Origin of the sequence: Rhodococcus oryzae (assembly GCF_005049235.1) — a bacterium.
In the GTDB taxonomy this organism is placed as follows: domain Bacteria; phylum Actinomycetota; class Actinomycetes; order Mycobacteriales; family Mycobacteriaceae; genus Rhodococcus_G; species Rhodococcus_G oryzae.
In genome coordinates, this window is the sequence record NZ_SUMD01000016.1 from 16558 (window position 1) to 34342 (window position 17785).

General features: G+C 66.8%; 18 protein-coding genes. 8 read left to right on the plus strand and 10 right to left on the minus strand.

All coding sequences use genetic code 11. The annotated features are described in order from the left end of the window. Positions 1–133: 133 nt before the first annotated feature. Entirely contained in the window at positions 134–739 is a 606-nt protein-coding gene (locus FCG67_RS23375; protein ID WP_136911973.1) for a TetR/AcrR family transcriptional regulator, read from the minus strand. A 97-nt stretch (positions 740–836) separates the two neighbouring features. Between FCG67_RS23375 and FCG67_RS23380 the strand changes: the two genes are divergently transcribed. Next, positions 837–1667: an alpha/beta fold hydrolase gene (locus tag FCG67_RS23380; RefSeq protein WP_136911974.1), complete on the plus strand. Its 831-nt coding sequence runs from the start codon at positions 837–839 to the stop codon at positions 1665–1667. 90 nt (positions 1668–1757) lie between these two features. Here the strand turns inward: FCG67_RS23380 and FCG67_RS23385 are convergent, their stop codons facing one another. Both FCG67_RS23385 and FCG67_RS23390 read right to left on the minus strand, forming a co-directional pair. Then, entirely contained in the window at positions 1758–2516 is a 759-nt protein-coding gene (locus FCG67_RS23385) for a hypothetical protein (RefSeq protein ID WP_136911975.1), read from the minus strand. A gap of 595 nt (positions 2517–3111) precedes the next feature. After that, positions 3112–3579: a VOC family protein gene (locus FCG67_RS23390; protein ID WP_136911976.1), complete on the minus strand. Its 468-nt coding sequence runs from the start codon at positions 3577–3579 to the stop codon at positions 3112–3114. A gap of 111 nt (positions 3580–3690) precedes the next feature. Between FCG67_RS23390 and FCG67_RS23395 the strand changes: the two genes are divergently transcribed. After that, positions 3691–4680, plus strand: coding sequence for a helix-turn-helix transcriptional regulator (locus FCG67_RS23395; protein WP_136911977.1), 990 nt, complete (start codon positions 3691–3693; stop codon positions 4678–4680). 77 nt (positions 4681–4757) lie between these two features. On the opposite strand, the gene FCG67_RS23400 is transcribed toward FCG67_RS23395, so the two are convergent. Further along, entirely contained in the window at positions 4758–7058 is a 2301-nt protein-coding gene (locus FCG67_RS23400) for an ATP-binding protein (RefSeq protein WP_136911978.1), read from the minus strand. A gap of 605 nt (positions 7059–7663) precedes the next feature. Here FCG67_RS23400 and FCG67_RS23405 point away from each other — a divergent pair. Further along, the gene (locus tag FCG67_RS23405) at positions 7664–8611 is read left to right on the plus strand and encodes a DUF1254 domain-containing protein (RefSeq protein WP_136911979.1); all 948 of its coding nucleotides are present in this window, start codon (positions 7664–7666) and stop codon (positions 8609–8611) included. 416 nt (positions 8612–9027) lie between these two features. On the opposite strand, the gene FCG67_RS23410 is transcribed toward FCG67_RS23405, so the two are convergent. Beyond that, positions 9028–9648 (minus strand): hypothetical protein, encoded by a 621-nt coding sequence (locus tag FCG67_RS23410; protein WP_136911980.1) that lies wholly within the window; start codon positions 9646–9648, stop codon positions 9028–9030. Positions 9649–10054: 406 nt separating this feature from the next. On the opposite strand from FCG67_RS23410, the gene FCG67_RS23415 reads away from it, so the two are divergent. Further along, positions 10055–11152 carry a 3-deoxy-7-phosphoheptulonate synthase gene (locus FCG67_RS23415; RefSeq protein WP_136911981.1) on the plus strand — a complete coding sequence of 366 codons (1098 nt, stop codon included), beginning with the start codon at positions 10055–10057 and terminating at the stop codon, positions 11150–11152. Here the strand turns inward: FCG67_RS23415 and FCG67_RS23420 are convergent. Genes FCG67_RS23420 through FCG67_RS23430 form a run of 3 tightly spaced genes read right to left on the minus strand, consistent with a single transcriptional unit; the run spans position 11118 to position 12651 of the window. Next, positions 11118–11750, minus strand: a complete 633-nt coding sequence (locus FCG67_RS23420) for an alpha-ketoglutarate-dependent dioxygenase AlkB (protein ID WP_136911982.1) — start codon at positions 11748–11750, stop codon at positions 11118–11120. The two genes, FCG67_RS23415 and FCG67_RS23420, sit on opposite strands and share 35 nt — an antisense overlap. A gap of 45 nt (positions 11751–11795) precedes the next feature. Beyond that, positions 11796–12140, minus strand: a complete 345-nt coding sequence (locus FCG67_RS23425) for a hypothetical protein (protein ID WP_136911983.1) — start codon at positions 12138–12140, stop codon at positions 11796–11798. 13 nt (positions 12141–12153) lie between these two features. Further along, on the minus strand, positions 12154–12651 hold the full coding sequence (locus FCG67_RS23430) for a GbsR/MarR family transcriptional regulator (RefSeq protein WP_136911984.1): 498 nt from the start codon (positions 12649–12651) through the stop codon (positions 12154–12156). A gap of 118 nt (positions 12652–12769) precedes the next feature. Here FCG67_RS23430 and FCG67_RS23435 point away from each other — a divergent pair, with 118 nt between their 5' ends. From FCG67_RS23435 to FCG67_RS23450, 4 genes are all read left to right on the plus strand, one after another. Continuing rightward, positions 12770–13414, plus strand: a complete 645-nt coding sequence (locus FCG67_RS23435; protein WP_136911985.1) for a LysE family translocator — start codon at positions 12770–12772, stop codon at positions 13412–13414. A 110-nt stretch (positions 13415–13524) separates the two neighbouring features. Then, positions 13525–13953 carry a CBS domain-containing protein gene (locus FCG67_RS23440; protein WP_136911986.1) on the plus strand — a complete coding sequence of 143 codons (429 nt, stop codon included), beginning with the start codon at positions 13525–13527 and terminating at the stop codon, positions 13951–13953. A 12-nt stretch (positions 13954–13965) separates the two neighbouring features. Beyond that, entirely contained in the window at positions 13966–15009 is a 1044-nt protein-coding gene (locus tag FCG67_RS23445; RefSeq protein ID WP_136911987.1) for a zinc-binding dehydrogenase, read from the plus strand. A 40-nt stretch (positions 15010–15049) separates the two neighbouring features. Continuing rightward, positions 15050–15475, plus strand: coding sequence for a VOC family protein (locus tag FCG67_RS23450; protein ID WP_136911988.1), 426 nt, complete (start codon positions 15050–15052; stop codon positions 15473–15475). Positions 15476–15490: 15 nt separating this feature from the next. On the opposite strand, the gene FCG67_RS23455 is transcribed toward FCG67_RS23450, so the two are convergent. Then, on the minus strand, positions 15491–16510 hold the full coding sequence (locus FCG67_RS23455; RefSeq protein WP_136911989.1) for an AraC family transcriptional regulator: 1020 nt from the start codon (positions 16508–16510) through the stop codon (positions 15491–15493). Positions 16511–16517: 7 nt separating this feature from the next. Continuing rightward, positions 16518–17702, minus strand: coding sequence for a pyridoxal phosphate-dependent aminotransferase (locus FCG67_RS23460; protein ID WP_136911990.1), 1185 nt, complete (start codon positions 17700–17702; stop codon positions 16518–16520). Positions 17703–17785 lie beyond the last annotated feature (83 nt).

Sequence of the window (17785 nt, forward strand, 5' to 3'; positions counted from 1 at the left end):
GCTCGCTGATTCGAGCGCAGCCTCATTCGAGCGAACCGTCGCCGGCCCTGCTGCCGCCCGAGATCGCCGAAGTCCATGGGTTCGGCGCCGGCTAGCGTGCTGCCGGGTATGCCGTAACCGCCCGACCCGAGGCTCACATTGTGAAGGTGGCGGTGGCGGCGTTCTCGAACCATCGCTCCCAGCGATCGCCATTCCAGCCTCGTTTGCCGACCAGCAACAACCACCACCGGCGATTGGTCAGAACCCACATTGCATCGATGACGTCATCATGCGGACGATGCCCAACAATCAGGGTCGACGCGTGTGCGACCTCGTTCCATCGGGCCGCTTCCCTCTCAGCCAGTCGGGCTGCCGCGGCATCGTCGGTCACCGCCGCTTGATCGAGGACGTACTGAATGGCCGCCGATCGCTCGTGCGCACCTCGCAACCAGTGCCCGCCGGCGCGAATGCGGGTCGCCTGGTCGCCTACACCCATCGCCTGAAATGTCGGTTGATCACGCACGCGCAAACCGTCTCCACCGGCGAGGGCGTGGGCAATACAGGCGTCGAGGAGTGTGAGCTTTCCATTGAACTGTTGGTAGACCGTCTGCCTGGTCAGGTGTGCCGCATCGGCGACGTCGGCCATGGTCGTGGCCACCCATCCGCGGGCCGTGAACATCTCCGTTGCCACGGCGACCACCGCTTCACGGTTGGCCAGGGCCAGCTGCTCCCGAAGTTTCGATCTGTACTCACGCACCACGCCGACAGCCTACCGAGTTTCGCCTTACGTGGTGTATGTTGAAATCAAATTTCAGTTTACTTGGAGTAATTCAGAATTCCAGGGAGGCACCGGATCCATGACAACCGCTGAGTGGAAGACCGCACTAATCCCGACCGACCTCGGCAATCTCGCAGTACACATCGTGGGCGAGGGACGCCCGGTCGTGGCCTGGCACAGCATGTTCGTCGACTCGTCGAGTTGGTCCCGCCTGGCGCCTCACCTACCGGGTCGACGCTTCTTCTTGATCGATGCTCCATCATGTGGCGCCAGCGAGGCGCTCGCCGAGCCAGTGGACATCAGTGCCTGTGCGCGTGCGGCGGCACAAGTCATCACGGCGCTCGCCACCGAACTGGGTGGACAACCGATCGACTGGCTCGGCAACGCCTGGGGCGGGCATGTTGGCATGGAACTCGCAGCAATCCGTCCGGACATGATCCACAGCCTTGTCGCGATCAGTGCGCCGACTTTTCCCATCGGCCTCGCGGTACGGCTGAAGATTCGTTTGCTGCTACCGCTCTACCGTGCCTTCGGCCCACGCGGCCCGGTCCGCTCAGCGATCATGTCGACGATATTGACCGACGCCACCCGGAAGGATGACCTGGAGGCAGTGGCATTGATCGACGAGTGCCTCGCGAAATCGGGGAGCGGCGCCACCATCACCGCGATCCGATCGGCCATTCTCAATCGCACCGACCTACTGTGGGCAGCGCGTGCGCTGCGGTGTCCCACCCTATTCGTCACTACCGACGATCGAGGCGAATGGACACCCGAACAGGCACGCGCCGTGGTGGCACAGATGTCATACGCGACGGAGGTCACGATCACGGACGCGCGCGTGATTCCAGCCCTGGAGCAACCCGTGCAGGTAGCTGCCGCACTCCGCCACTTTTGGGCCCGTCAGCTATAAATCCTGATATCGCTGCGTCGGCAGGTAGACGGGACAGCGGGGTCGACCGACGCCACGGACCCCCGGAGCTGGACGAGACCTACCGCTTTCTCAATCGGCGAAGTTCTCGGTGTAGCCGAGGAAGAGCGTCCGTCTGCGAGTCAGGACATCCTCGAGGCGAGTCCATCCGGGCGCGTCGATACTGCCGTAGATGGGCTTCAGCTCCTCGATGAGTTCGCTCGCCTTCAGCAGGGACAACGGGGTATCCCGTTCGAATCCGATCCAGGACGCACCGATACCAAGTGGACGATAGGCGTAGGCGTCGGCGAGATGACGAGTGACGGTGTAGTTCTGGAACGTGTCCCAGTCGACGCTGAAGTACCCATTCGGGAAGCCGGCGATTGCTGCCAGGCTGTCGCGGACCGGCACGTGGAGAACGTGGATTTCGTCGCCGAGAATGGTGGACGGGTCGTCGTTGACGGCAGCCATCCGGTCAATCCACTCGGGAGGGCATTCTCGAGTGCCGTGCAGTTCGTCCCAGCTTGGTATGAGTTCGCTCCTGCCGAGCTGAGCCGCCGCATGAGCGACCTGCCGGAGCTCGAAGCGCCGTTGAGCGCCTGGGTCGTTCAGAAAGTCGAGATCGTCTGTCGCAACTTCGAGTTCATCGGCCTCGCCGGCGTGCATGCTCGTGTACGAAGCTTGAGCGAGATCGTCGAGGGTAATGAAGATTCGGGAGTCGAGATTGGCGGCTCGTTCTGCAGACACCAGCGTCAGAATTTCGTCGACGTCCTGAACCTCGCTTAGTCGTGCACGCGTCAAGACGCTGGTGCGGGGGTCCTGAGCCCCGTCTGGAATCCGGTCGATCTTCATCGATTCATGTTAGGTCTACGCCCGTCGCTGCCACGGCCGCCTCGGCGAGACTGACACACCGCCGCGAAGGGACAATTCCACTCGGGGGAATCCGTCAACTAGCTGACCATCCGCCAAATATCGCTACCGTTCGTCATCCGAACGGTAGCGGCCGTTTCCGGGGCGGAGGTAGCCGTGCGGACGCCGGATGTGAGTCGTCGTCGTTGTCATTTCGCGGCGCCTTGACCTCCGGAGCGACAACTACTTGACGGTTTTCGGTCGTGATCGTGGTCAAGATAGTTGGCAATTGTTCGCGAACCGCCGTGTGGACGGGGTCCAATTGGCTTCTGCGGCAGACGGACACGACGCCGTCCCCGGCACCCAAGGGTGGGCGGACTCTGATGCGAGATGATCACAGGAGCGGTTGATGCTTCAGGCCAAACTTGAATCTTGTATTTCTCGTCGGCCTGCGTGGCGACGTTGTCCCACATCAGATCCCACCCCGACGCCAGGGTGTAGGCGCTGACCTGGATGCCGGTGCGGCCGAGCGGGCGGTTTCGCATGGGCTTCTCCTGTTGATGGGGTGCGGCCGGGCGGCCGCACCCCATGTACGAGGTCAGGCCTGGGTGTACTCGGCCGCGACGTCGACGATCCAGGTGACGCCGAATCGGTCGGCCAGCATCCCGAAGGCGGGCGCCCACTGGGCGGGGCCGAACGGCTCGATCACGGTCGCGTCCTTGGCGAGGCACTCCCACACCGGGGTGATCTCGTCGACGCTCTGGCCGCGGACGGAGAGGAAGAACCGCTCCTCAGTGATCGTGGTGCCGTTCTCGCGGCGCGTGGTGGGCGTGCCGGGCGCGGCAGGAGTGTCCTGGCCGGGCACGTCGTAGGCCATCACCCGGAATCCGTTGTCGGCGACGACCTGGCCGAACACGACGTTCGTGGCGCTGGACAGTTCGGCGGGCATCCCGAAGTCGGCGTAGGTGGCGAGGGTGAGCTGCCCGCCGAACACCGACTGGTAGAACTCGAGGGCCTCGCGGGCCTGGCCGTGGAAGTTGAGGTGGGCGACAGCGTTGAGCGACATGGTGTTCCGGTCCTTCACGAGAGGTTCGTCGCCGGAGACTTCCGGCGACAAATCCCACGATGTCACCAGTACCGGTCAGGGAACGTCCGCTATTCGTGGCAGCCTGGAGACATGCCACTCGCTTCGTCTACGACGACCTCCAGCAGGCTGCTTTCGCTGCTGTCCCTGCTGCAGGCCCGCCGCGACTGGCCGGGCGGCCTGCTCGCCCGACGGCTGGGCGTCAGCGACCGGACGGTGAGACGGGACGTCGACCGGCTGCGCGAGCTCGGTTACCCCGTCCAGGCGGTGAAAGGACCCGATGGTGGCTACCGGCTCGAAGCGGGCCTCCAGATGCCGCCGTTGCTGTTCGACGAGGAGCAGGCGGTCGCGCTCGCGGTGGCGCTGCGGATCGCTGTCGGGACGGGCGCGGGCATAGAGGAGGCGGCCGCACGGGCGCTGGCCACCGTGCGCCAGGTCCTGCCGTCCCGGTTGCGGCAGCGTGTCGACGCCCTGGAGATCAGCGCGGCCGGGCGCGGTGCCGAACCCCAGGTCGATACCGGTGTCCTGCTCACCCTGAGCGCCGCCGTCCGCGCTGGAGAGGAGCTGCGGTTCGACTATCGTTCGCCGGGACGCCCCGAGGACACCGAGCCGCGACCGCCCCGCCGGGTGCAGCCACACCACCTCGTGGTCCGGACCGGACGCTGGTACCTGGTCGGCTGGGATCCCGAGCGCGAAGACTGGCGGATCTACCGCGCCGACCGGATGACACCGCGTGTGCCGAACGGACCGCGGTTCCCGTCTCGCGAAGTGCCGGGCGGCGACGTGGCTGTCTTCCTGTCGGCCCGGTTCAAGGGCTCGGCAAGCACGGACGCCTGGCCCTGCCGCGGTGAGGTGATCCTCCATCTCCCTGCGGCGGAGGTGGCCCAGTTCGCAGGCGATGGCGTCGTCGAGGAACTCGGCACCGCCCGGACCAGGCTGACGACAGGTTCCTGGTCTTGGGCCGCCTTCGCCTCGACGCTGGCCCGCTTCGACACCGAGATCGAGGTGATCGCCCCACCGGAGCTGCGTGCGGCGTTCGCCGAACTGTCCCGCCGTGCCGCCCGCGCCGCGGAAACCGAATAGGACGGCAGACCAGATGCCGACGTGCCCGGCGGATCGGCCCCATCCCGGCGCGGAGACAACGGCACTGGCCTGTGCTGTCAGATGCGCTCACCTCTCTTGTGCTGGACGACCAAGACCGCGATCTTTGTGCGCGAGGAGAGCCCCAATTTGGCCAGAATGTGTTCCACGTGCCCGTTCACCGTCCCCGGCGAGATCGCGAGTCGGCCGGCAATGTCCTTGTTGGTCAGGCCATCGGCGATCAGATCGGCAACCTGAAGTTCGCGTTCGGTCAGACTGGCCAGGTGCCGAACGGCCGGGGCCTCCTCGGGTGATTGCTCTCCCAGGGCAAAGGCGATCGCGCCACCGAAGTCCAACGCGCCGCCCTCGCGGTAGGCAGCCTCGAACTCGTGCACGCCGAGTGCCCGACTGATATCGCGCGTGAACTCGTCCGGATTGGCAATGAGGTCGGGGAAGCGCAAGGTGACGGTGCCCACGGTTCGGCCAAGCGCGTCAGAGGCTCCCATCAGGACGGCGGCCCGCCGCGCGTCGTGTTGCTCGCCGGCTATCGAGGCCAGCGCCTGCAGGCATATAACTGCCGAAACCGGGTCGTCTGCCAGTCGGATCAACCGAAGCGACTCCTCGAGACAGTGCACCGCACGGTCGTTGTCTCCCTGACCTCGCGCGGTGAGTGCGATCGACCACAGCGCATACGACCGATACACCGTCTCGCCGTGCGCCTGCGTGATGGCAAGCATCTCCTCATGGCAGGCGAGTGCCTCTGCGATCTGGCCGCGCGCCTGGCGGGACAAACCGAGTAGCAACAGCGCCTCGACCAGTCGCTTGAACTCCCCGCGTGCCCGGGAATCCTCGACGGCCTCTTCCAGGGGTGTCAGATCTTGATCGACATCACCGCGATGGAGCGCGACGTACCCGTCGCTGATCGCGACGAAGACATGCCAGAGCGGGTCTTCCTGCCGCGCATCGAGAGCGCGGCCCTCCTCGATCCGAGCGGTCGCCGCCGCCAGGTCACCTTGGGTCGCGGCGACCACGGCGACGGCGTATAGCGCCTTGGCTCGGTCCGCGGAGGACAAGTCGGATGTTCGTGCCAGGGCTCGGTCGAGCCATCGGCGTCCCTCGCTGAGGAGGCCGCGGGATACCCAGAATTGGTTCATGGCCGCGGCGATCCGGAGCACGCTCTCGCCGGACCCGGACAGGCTGAACTCGAGCGCCTCGCGCACATTCGGCAGGTCCCGGGCGAGGCGCGCGGTCCACTCGAGCTGGTTCGGGCTCATCCACGCGTCGTCGGCATCGAGCGCCAACTGCAGGTACCAGTCGTGATGTCGCCGGCGCAGGGCCAGTCGCTGGCCGGTGTGGTCGAGCTTGTCGCGGCCGAAGTCCCGCACGGTGTCCAGCAATCGGAAGCGGACCCCACCCCTCGATTGCTCCCGGATCAGGATCGACTTGTCCACCAGAGAGGCCAAGGTGTCGACCAGGTCCTGATCGGCCTCGTCATCGGCGCACACGGCCTCGGCGGCCTCGAGGTCGAGACTGCCCGCGAACACCGACAGCCGAGCCCACAGTTGTTGTTCGGCGGGTGTGCACAGGTCGTAACTCCAGCCGATGCACATTTGCAGTGTCTGCTGCCTGCTCGGAGCGTTCCGGCGGCCGCGGGTCAGCAGGGTGTATCGGTCGGTGAGCCGCTGGAGGATCTGCTCGGGTGAAAGCACTTTCAGCCGCGCCACCGCCAGCTCGATCGCCAACGGTAGCCCCTCCAGTCGCGCGCAGATCTGTGCGACGGTGTTGACGTTGTCGCCGGTGAGCTCGAAATCCGGGAGCGCAAACGAAGCCCGTTCGGTGAACAGCGACACGGCATCGAAGTGAGTCGACTTCCGAAGCGAGAGCGGGTGGTGGGCTGGTGGTGTCGTCAGGGGGGAGACCCGGATCACGGATTCGCCGCCGATGTGGAGTGGTTCCCTGCTGGTGACGAGGATGCGGAGCTTCGGGCAGGTGGTCAACAGTGCCTTGGCGAGCTCGGTCACGGCCTCGATCAGCTGTTCGCAGTTGTCGAGCACCAGCAGTCCCGTGCTCGGGTACAGGACCTCGACAAGCACCTCGAGCAGGGGACGGGCCGAGCGGTTCTGCACCCCGACGCCGGCGGCGACCAGCTCGACCACCAACGTCGGATCGCGTAGCTCGCCAAGTTCGACCAGCCACACCCCATCGGGATAGGCCTTTCGCTCCGCCTCGGCCGCACTAATGGCGAGCCTGGTTTTGCCGACCCCCCCGATGCCGGACAACGTCACCAGACGAGAGGCTGACAGGGCTCTGCGTACCTCGGACAGTTCGGCTTTGCGGCCGACGAAGCTGGTCAGCTCCATCGGCAGAGTTGCCACGCTCACCGGAGACCCGTTTCGGCAGAAACCAAATTGACGAGCACTCACCAATTATCGACCACCGGTCAAGAAGACGCTGCGGGTTAGCAGGCAGGCGGTTGAGCACCGGTTCGGGGACGAGGAACAGGACAGCTGACAAATTGCCAACTACGGTGACCATTCACAGGGGGTGTGAATCGTCATCGTAGTAGTCATTTCCCGGCGCTCTGACCTGCGGTGTGACACCTATCGTGACGACGACAGGGCACGATCGTCGTCATCGAAGTTGACATTTGTTCACGGCTGTTCGTTGGCTGAACGAAGTGTGGCGGTAAGGCGGATCGGCAGACTGGTGCGTTCCTGGACCGGCTCACGTGAACTTGGCGAGCAGCACATCGTCGCGATCGGATGGGGGAGGGATCACCCGAGCGTGCTGAACCATCCTCAGCGAAGCGTCGGTCACGCCCTGACGCCAGTTGGTTCTCTCGGGATGCGGGCCCTACCAGTTACTCGGCCGATGACGCAGGTCGGGCGGATATCGCGGCCAGTGAATTCACCCGCGACGGGCGAAGGTGGCTCTCCCACGGGCGATTAGCGTCGCGGTTGACCTGTTGATTCGAGAAGGGACGCCCGTGGCTGAGATCGTGACGCGAGACAACTTCGTCGAGGCTGAAACCGCGCACTACTTCCGGGAGCAGCTCGCCAAGGCCCCGGTCAACGAGTACTTCCACTCAAGGGTGCCGGTGAACGTGGAAACCCAGGTCGTGATCCGGTCGAACGTGGACCTGATCTACTCCTTCGCCGTCGTCGACGTGACCGAGGAGGCCACTTTCTCGCTTGCGCCGTCCAACGAATACCAGGTAGCGGAGATCATCGACGAGAACCATTACGTCGTCGGCGTGATCTACCCCGGTGAGACGTTGACGGTGCGCAACGCCGACCTGTCCGCCGGCACCCATGTGTATGTCGCGGGTCGCACCGCGACTGTCGGCGGGCTCGATCGCGCCCACGAGTTGCAGGACGCGCGCCGGATCACAGCCGCGACCGCCAACCCGTACCGAGGCCGGGAGTTCGACGAGGACACCCGGAAGTCGGTCGGCGCCGAGCTGGAAACCCATGCCGCCGAGGCGGACTTCTCCAAGGGCTTCGGTACCCCAGCCAGTACGGACCCCTACCAGCATCTGCTGGGCGCCCGCCTGGGCTGGGGCGGTCTGCCGCCCGAGGATGCCCAGTACTTCCAGGCGGTGGCCACATCCACCGGTGCCGATGTGTGGACTTTCGATGTTCCGCCGCTGGACTACGAGCACAACGGCTACTTCTCGGTGATCAAGTACGACGGGATGGGCTGGCTCGACGTCGACCGACCCGGCCTGTCCGACAGCGAACTGGTCCGCAACGACGACGGCACCATCAGCATCTGGTTCGGCGACGACCGCGTAGCGAACAAGCCGAACGTCATCCGCACGACCGAGGGGCAGAAGTTCTATTACGGCATGCGTGTCTACCGTCCGCGCGACGTGGAGGAAACTCGTCAATTCATCGAACAGGTTCGGTCGACACCGATCACTCCAGCTGGCTGACAGCTGCACTGCCAGCCGCTCCACTGCAGCCTTGCGCGCACGACCGCAGCATCGACCACCGACCCAGTCCTTCCGAGCCCGTTGGTACACAAGCGAAGCCGGCCAGCATCGATTGGACCGCCAGGCCAGGTCAGCAGGGACCGTTTCTGTATCGCACAGCGACAACAGCCACTCGCACGCCGTGCGATCCGGAGCCGACCTTTGGCCAACTGTCCTGACCAATGGCCAACAATGTTGACGAAGTGGCCAACTTGGGTGACGAATGGCCAACTACGGTGACCGTTCACAGGGGGTGTGAATCATTCATCGGAGTTGTCATCCGCAGGTGCGCCGACCTGTGGTGTGACAACTACCATGGCGACTTTCCGTCGCGATCGTGGTCACGACAGTTGCAATTGTTCGCGCGAGAGCAACGGCTACACCGCGGTTGGCCAACCGATCTCCGTGATGTCGTCGGTGAGGTCGACGATGCCCGCGGACGGGTTCAGCGCGGCCACAATCTCGCCGGTCAGAGGTTCGCCGTTGAAGAGGTGCCGCATCGCCTCAACCTGCTCGGTGCTCGGGGTCCGCTCGTAGTAGGTGGCTGCCCAGCTGGCGTGCTCATCTGCGTCGCGGGTCAGCGCTTCGGCCAGGTCAGGAATTCGCAGTTCACCTGCGAGCAACTGCCAGCTGCCCGTGTCGCACGTCGCCAACCACGAGATGCGATCCATCGAAAAAGCCGGTTCGCCCCAGAAGTACTCGAGCCCTTTGTTCGCGGGCGTATGGGCGGCCCAGCCGGCGGAAGGTGGCGGCACCGCCGGACTCTGGGGTTCGTAGGACTTGAATCCGATGACATCATCCGAGATCAAGGCAAAATACTCGGCGCCTTGCCCGTCTCGGGCCGAAGCCATCGACTGTCCGGAACCCCATTCCGAATTGAACGAGTAGTAGCGGTACTCCCACTCGGGGCACAGGATCGCGTCGATGATCGCGAGGGCCTTGGCCCTCTGCGAAAACGCTCGGCCAACCGGAAGAGCTTCGATGGTATTTCGGTCCATGGATCGAATTTAACTGGGGCGACCGAAACCAACTGGAGCCGGCGGGCCACACAACTCGGGGATCCCTCGGCGTGCTGTCGCGGTGGCAGGCGCCTCGTTGCAGTCGTACCGAGCGCGAGACGAGCGTGCGTCGGCGCTGTGCCAACTATCTGGCAAATTGCCAACTGCGGTGACAACCGTGCCAACTACTTGGCAAATTGCCAACTGCGGTGACCGTTCACAGGGGGCTTGCGGGGCGCTGCTACAGTGGCGCCCATGCAGCGCGCATATTTCTGGTTTAGCAGGCTGGCCCCGGGTGGGCCGGTCGGCGTAACCACGCGCTGACTTCCTCCACCCCGAGCCGCTATCGACCGGCTCGCGGGTGTGCATGCACTCTCCTGGGTCGGCCTGAACGAACAGGACCCCCATGACTCTCACCATCGACACCGATGTGCTCGGCCTCGACGACCAGCGCACCGTCTCGATCAGTCCGTTGGCCGCGCCGGCCGAACTGCGCCGTGAACACGCCGTCGACCCCGCCGTCGCCGCGACGGTGCGCGGCGGCCGGGACGCGACCGTGAACATCCTCGACGGCCGCGACGACCGCCTCATCGTGGTGGTCGGGCCGTGCTCCGTGCACGACACGGACGCCGCGATGGACTACGCGCGCCGGCTCGCGGCGAAGGCCGAGCAGCACCGCGACAATCTGCACATCGTGATGCGGGTGTACTTCGAGAAGCCCCGCACGACGCTCGGGTGGAAGGGTCTGGTCAACGACCCGCACCTCGACGGCAGCTTCGACATCAACACCGGCCTGCGGATGGGACGCAAACTGCTGCTGGACATCTCGTCGCTTGGCCTGCCGGTCGGATGCGAGTTCCTGGACCCGATCACGCCGCAGTACATCGCGGATCTGGTCAGCTACGGCGCGATCGGCGCCAGGACCGCCGCGAGCCAGGTGCACCGCCAGCTCTGCAGCGCGCTGTCCATGCCGGTCGGGATCAAGAACTCGACCGAGGGCGACGTGCAGGTGGCGGTCGACGGGACAAGGGCTGCGGCGGCGAGCCACGTGTTCCCCGGCACCGACCTCAACGGGCTGTCCGCGCTGATCCGCACCGCGGGTAACCCGGATTGTCACGTCATCCTGCGCGGCGGCGACGACGGCCCGAACTACGACGCCGCGACCGTCGCCGACACCATGGCACGGCTGGCGAAGTCCGGCCTGCCCGAGCGGGTCGTCATCGACGCCAGCCACGGCAACAGCCGGAAGGACCACAACAAGCAGGTCGACGTGGTCACCGATGTCGCCGCGCGGATCGAGGCGGGCGAGGCTGGAATCTCGGGGCTGATGCTGGAGAGCTTCCTCGTCGCGGGCCGCCAGGACCTGACCCTCGGTCGGGCGGACGAGCTCACCTACGGTCAGTCGATCACGGACGCCTGCCTGGACTGGGACACCACCGCCGCCCAGCTGGACCGGCTCGCGAGCGCCGTCAGCGCACGCCGCGCGTCCGGAACTGCACGCTGATCCGCGGCCCGATGGGGCGGGTGCTCTTGGGGACCGCGTGCTCCCAGGTCCGCTGGCAGGACCCGCCCATGACCAGCAGGTCGCCGTGGCCGAGCGAGTATCGAAGGGAGGCTCCGCCACCGCGGGGCCGCAGAGCCAGCGTCCTCGCGGCGCCGAGGGAGACGATCGCGACCATCGTGTCCTCGGTGCCGCCGCGCCCGATGGTGTCGCCGTGCCAGGCGACACTGTCGGTGCCGTCGCGGTAGTAGCAGAGCCCGGCGGTGGCGAACGGCTCGCCGAGTTCTTGCCGGTAGTGGGCGTCGAGGGCCGTCCTGGCCTCGGTGAGCAGGGGGTCGGGGAGCGTGGCTTCCTCGGCGTAGAAGCTCACCAGCCGCGGGACGTCGACCACGCGGTCGTACATTTGCCTGCGCTCGGCCCGCCACGGGACCGTGTCGACGAGATCGGTGAACAGTCGCTCCGATCCCTGCAGCCAGCCCGGTCGCACGTCGATCCAGGCGCCGGCGGTCAGGTCCTGCCTGTGGACGCAGTCGCCCAGCGGCTCGAACCGAGCGCCCTCGGTCGGGTCGTCGAACAGCGACGCCTGCACTGCGATGTCCACGGGCGGAATTCTACGCCGGTATCGAACAATTGTTCTAGTGTTGTGCTAATCGGCGGTGAGCTCCGCGAGCTGCTCGGCCGCGGTGATATTGCCCAGGTCGGCGAGGCGCCGCAGCTCGTCCAGATCGTCCCGTTCGGTGGCGAGTTCGATGAGCTGGTCGACTGCGTCGGAGCTCCCGCCCTCGGCGAGGCGCCGCAGTTCCTGCATGTCGCCCAGCTCGCCTGCGAGCTGGATCAGTTCGTCGGTCGCGTCGGAGCTTTCGCCGTCGGCGAGGCGTCGCAACTCGTCCATATCGCCCAGCTCGACTGCGAGTTGGACCAGTTCGTCGAGGGCGTTCTCGTCGCCGTCCTCGGCCCGCTCTCGTAGGGCGGACAGGTCGTGGTCGGTCATGATCGGCAACCTCTCAGTTGTGGGGAGCCGGAAGTGCTCCCGATCGGCGGAGTTCGTCGCGATGCGTGTGCCATTCGTCGCGCAGGGCCGGCAGTCGCTCGCTGAGGAACTCGGCAAGGGCGACCATCTCCTCGAGTGGTGCGCGACGGTCGGGCGGGGCGTCGGCCAGCAGCGCCAGTCCTTCCCGGAACAGTGCCGCGTGCTCGCGATGGACGGCGGAATCGAAGTTCTGGGGTTGCCGGCTGACGGGGTCAAGGCTCACCCGGTCCACCCGCTCGCCCGCGGCACGGGTCCGCCGCGCCATCCGGTAGCTCTCGAGTAGCTTGACGGCACCGGTCACGGCGCTCCGGCTCGCCAGCAAGGCATCGCCCAGTTCGTCGATCGTCTGCTGTGGCGGATCGCAGACGAACAGGTATCCCAGCAGCCGACCCGCCATCGGCGGGAACCCGTATTGGCGCGCATAGAAGCGGCCGACATGGTCGGCGAAGATCAGCTGCGTGTCGTGTGGCACCCCTCGACGGTAACAGTGTTGACTGAGATGACACGGATATGTGTCATTTAGGTTGGAGGTCCAGTGGTGCTCAACTGGCCCGCGACAGCGGTGTGCGGACCGTGCGAACCTCATCGCCATGATCACCGGCGCGGCAGTTCTCGGGGTCTCGGCGGTCGCACTCGGCATGGTGCTCACCCCGGGACCGAACATGATGTACCTCGTCTCCCGCAGCGTCACCCAGGGCAGGCGCGCGGGGCTGATCTCACTCGGCGGCGTGGCCGTCGGTTTCGCCTGCTACCTGGCGGCCGCGACCGCGGGGATCTCGGCAGTCTTCGTCGCGGTGCCGCACCTCTACCTCGCGGTGAAGCTCGCGGGCGCGGGCTATCTGGGCTGGCTGGCCTGGCAGGCGCTCCGGCCGGGCGGGGCCTCGGTGTTCGCGCCCCGGCGGTTGCCCGCCGATTCCGCCACGCGCCTTTTCACGATGGGGCTGGTCACGAACCTGCTGAACCCGAAGATCGCCATCATGTACCTGGCGCTGATCCCGCAGTTCATCGATCCGGCGGCGGGGCGGGTCTGGGCCCAGAGTCTCGGTCTCGGCGGCGTGCAGATCGCGGTCGCGCTGACCGTGAATGCGGCGATAGTCGTTGCGGCAGGAACCATTTCGACCCTCCTCGACGCCCGGCCCGGCTGGTTGAGGGTGCAGCGCTACGTGATGGGATCTGTGCTCGGCGGGTTGGCCGTCACCCTCGCCCTAGACAGGTCCCGGCCGGCGGTCGCCTGACCGGCGGCGATGCGCCCCCGGATTCCTTCGTCCGTTGATGGTCGGCGGGGCGTCCAGCTGCCTATGATCGACACAGCGGTAGCCGAGCGCGGATGGATCGGGGTGTCCAGATGCAAATAGCGGACGTGTTGCGGAACAAGGGCCCGGCGGTGGCGACGGTCGGGCCGGGGATCACGGTCAATGCGCTGATCGGCGAACTCGCCAGGCACAACGTGGGCGCCCTCGTCGTTGTCGAGAACGACGAGGTGGTCGGCATCGTGACCGAGCGCGACGTGGTGCGCCGCATCCACGAGCGTGGCGCCGACCTGCTGAACGCCCGGGTCGGGGACATCATGACCACGGCGGTCTTCGCCTGCCTGCCGACCGACAGTGTCGACAGCCTCGCCGAGACCATGACCGAGCGCCGGATCCGGCACCTGCCCGTGATCGTGGACGGTCAACTGGTCGGCATCGTCAGCATCGGCGACGTGGTGAAGAGTCGGATCGGCGAACTGCAGGGCGAACGCGACCAACTCGAGGCCTACATCGAACACGGCTGAAGGGAGCCGACCATGGCGGAGACCATGCGCGCCGCACGATTCCATGCCGACTCCAAAAAGACTGTGGTGGAAGATGTCCCGATACCCGAGCCGGGTCCGGGGGAGGTGCTCGTCAAGGTCGAGTACTGCGGGATCTGCCACTCCGACCTGAGCCTGATCAACGGAACCTTCCCGGCGATGCTGCCGGTCGTCACCCAGGGTCACGAGTCCTCGGGCACCATCGCGGGACTCGGTGCGGGAGTGTCGGGCTGGGCGGTGGGCGACCGGGTCATCCCGTCCGCAGGCAAGGCCTGCCTCCGGTGCCGCAACTGCAGGCGCGGGGATCTCACCAACTGCTTGAACATCCAGCTGATGGCATTCGCCTACGACGGCGCCTGGGCCGAGTACACGGTGGCGCAGGCAGGCGGGTTGACCCGGATCCCCGACAACGTCCCGTTCGATCAGGCGGCGATCCTGGCCGACGCGGTGTCCACGCCCTACGGCGCCGTCGTGCGCACCGGGGAGGTCAGGGTCGGTGAGGTCGTCGGGGTGTGGGGCGTCGGCGGCATCGGTACCCACATCGTGCAGCTCGCGCGCCTGGTCGGTGCGGTCCCGATCCTCGCGTTCGACATCAACCCGGTGGTCCTGCAGCGGGCCATCGAACTCGGCGCGGACTACGCGTTCGACTCCCGGGATCCGGACCTGAGGGCGAAGGTCGCCGAGGCCACCGGCGGCAAGATGCTCGACGTCGCGTTCGATTCGGCGGGTCTCGCCGTCACGTTCTCCCAGGCGTTGGACTGCCTCGCCGTCGGCGGCAGGCTCATCGTGGTCGGGCTCAGCGACCAGGAAGCGCTACTCGGCACCACCACCGCCTTCGGGCTGTCGAAGAAGCAGGTCAAGGGCCATCTCGGCTACAAGAACGTCGACATCGAGACTCTGGCGGAGCTACTGTCCCGCGGTCGTCTCGACGTCTCGCGCTCGATCAGCGAGATCGTCTCGCTGGAGGACGTCCTGGTGGGCATCGAGAAGCTGGACAAGCACGAGGGCGATCCGATCAGGATCCTGGTCAGGCCCTGAGTCCCCGGACGCTGTCGGTCCCCGGTCGTACTGTCGCGACATGGGATACGAATTTCAGGTCACAGTGGACGCCGCCGACCCGCACACCCAGGCCAAGTGGTGGGCGCAGACCCTCGGCTGGCGGGTCGAGCCGAGCGACGAGGACTTCATTCGGCGGATGGTCGCGGCCGGCCACGCCACCGAGGAGGAGACCCAGGTCTTCGAGGGCACCCTGGTCTGGAAGCTGGGTGCCGCGATCAGCGACCCCGAGCACCAGGAGCGCCCGCGGGTGCTGTTCCAGCTGGTGCCCGAGGCGAAGTCGGTGAAGAACCGGCTGCACCTCGATGTCCGGGTCGGCGAGGACAAGCAGGCGGTGGCCGATGCCCTCGTCGCCCGCGGCGCGACGATCCTGCATCGCGGGCAGGTGGGTCCGCAGTGGTGGATCACGATGGCCGACCCCGAGGGCAACGAGTTCTGCGTCAGCTGAGCGACTGCCCGGCGGCTAGCGGTAGGCGCCAGGGGTCTCGCCGGTCCACCGCTTGAAGGCACGCCGGAACGCACTGGGCTCGGAGAACCCCAGCCGCGCCGACAGGTCGTCAACGGACTCGCCGCGGCCGAGTCCGGAGATGGCCGCGTCGCGGAGCACCTCCTCCCGGAGCTGATTGAGTGAGGTGCCCTCCTGGCGCAGCAGCCGGCGCAGGTGCGGGACGCTGATCGAGAGCATCTCCGCGATGTCATCGGCGGTGGAGGTGCGGCCCTTGACGCCGGACTCGAGGACCTTGCGGACCTGCGCGGAGGCCGTGCTGTCGTAATCCCGTTCGGAGAAAAGCAGATTCGGAGACTCCCGCAGGTAATCCTCCAGCGTCTCCTCGGTCTGGATGATCGGCGCACGCATCACGGCGTTGTCGAATTCGAGTGCGGCCATGTCGGCGCCGAAGGTGACCTTGACGCCGAAGATCACGTCGTAGTTCCGGGCCAGCGACGGATCCGGAGCCGGATACGGCACTTCCACCGAGATCAGCTTGACCCGCCTGCCGACCAGCCAGGCCGCGAACCGGTGCAGGAGTATGAGCTCGAAGTCGGTGAGCAGGCGGTCGGCGGCGTCCGCGGTCGCGGCGGGCAGCGCTTCGTCCCGCCGGGGGATCACGACCTGGAGCCGGGTGGTCGACTCGCCGGTCCGGATCCGCAATTGCGGCGGACCAGGGAGTGCCCGCATGACGTCAGCCATCCGCTCGAGCGCGCTGCCGAGGTCGGGGGTGTGGATCAGCGACAGGCAGACCAGCTTGAAGGTGCCGCGGGGCACCGGTGCAGCGCCGAGACCGAACAGCTCGTCGCCGGTCAGTTGCCAGGCCGCCTGGGTGAACAGCGTCAGCTGGTCGGCGGTCAACCGTGCGTTCTCGTCGCGCAGCATGGGCAGGGTGATGCCCGCGGCCGCAAGGGGGATGGACATGTCGAACCCGCCGCTCGCCGCCAAGGCGGCGGCCCTGCGCACGAAGTCCGCGGGAATTGTGCGCTGACTCATCGCCGCGTCACCACCGCCCGGCCAGCCCCATGAGGCGCTCGGCGGCCTCGGCGAGCACCTCGTCGCGCTTACAGAATGCGAAGCGGACCACGTGATTCCACGGCGCCTTGTGGTCCGTGAAGACGCTCACCGGCACCGCGGCCACGCCGATCCGCTCCGGCAGTGCGCGGCAGAACGCCTCGCCGTCGGTGGTGCCGAACGGGGTGATGTCCGCGCACACGAAGTAGGTGCCGCCGCTCACGTGCACCCCGAATCCCGCCTCGCGCAGGGCCCCGCTGAGCACGTCCCGCTTGCGCTGCAGGTCTTCTCGCAGACCCGTCACCCAGGCCTGCTCGTGGGTCAGCGCGTGCGCGACCGCGGGCTGGAACGGGCCACCCGCGACGAACGTCAGGAACTGCTTGGCCGAGCGGACCGCGTCCACGAGCTCGGCGGGGCCGCACACCCAGCCCGTCTTCCATCCGGTCACGCTGAAGGTCTTGCCCGCGCTCGACACGGTGATCGTCCGGTCCGCCATTCCCGGCAGCGACGCCAGGGGGGTGTGAGTGCGCCCGTCGAAGACCAGGTGCTCGTACACCTCGTCGCTCAGCACCAGCAGGTCGCGCTCGACGGCGAGCTCGGCGACGGCCCGCAGCTCCGCGTCCGTGAACACCGTGCCGGTCGGGTTGTGCGGGGTGTTGAGCACCAGCATCCGGGTGTTCGGACCGATCGCGGCGCGCAGCGCGTCCAGATCGAGAGTGAAGCCGTCGCCGTCCGGGACCAGGGACACGGACCGGCGAACGCCACCGGCGAGGGCGACGGCCGCGGCGTACGAGTCGTAGTACGGCTCGATGAGCACCACCTCCTGGCCCGGTTCGACCAGGCCGAGCAGGGTCGCGCTGATCGCCTCGGTGGCGCCGACCGTCACCAGCACCTCGGTGTCCGGGTCGTACTCCAGGCCGTATCGGGCCGCGCGGTCGGCGGCGATCGCCTCGCGCAGGACCGGCATCCCCGGACCCGGCGGATACTGGTTGAGACCGTCGGCGATCGCGGATCTGGCGACCTCGAGCATCGCGTTCGGGCCGTCCGTGTCGGGAAAGCCCTGGCCCAGGTTGATCGCGCCCGTCCGCACGGCGAGCGCTGTCATCTCCGCGAAGATGGTGGAGCTGAACGGTTGCAGGCGCGAGACCGTCTGCGAGTGGCGTGCTGCGGGCATCGTCACAGCTTATTCGCCGTCCTGGCGGGTTCAGACCGCATGGTCGACGAACTGCCTGCGCCCCGACTCGGCAAACCGCAGCA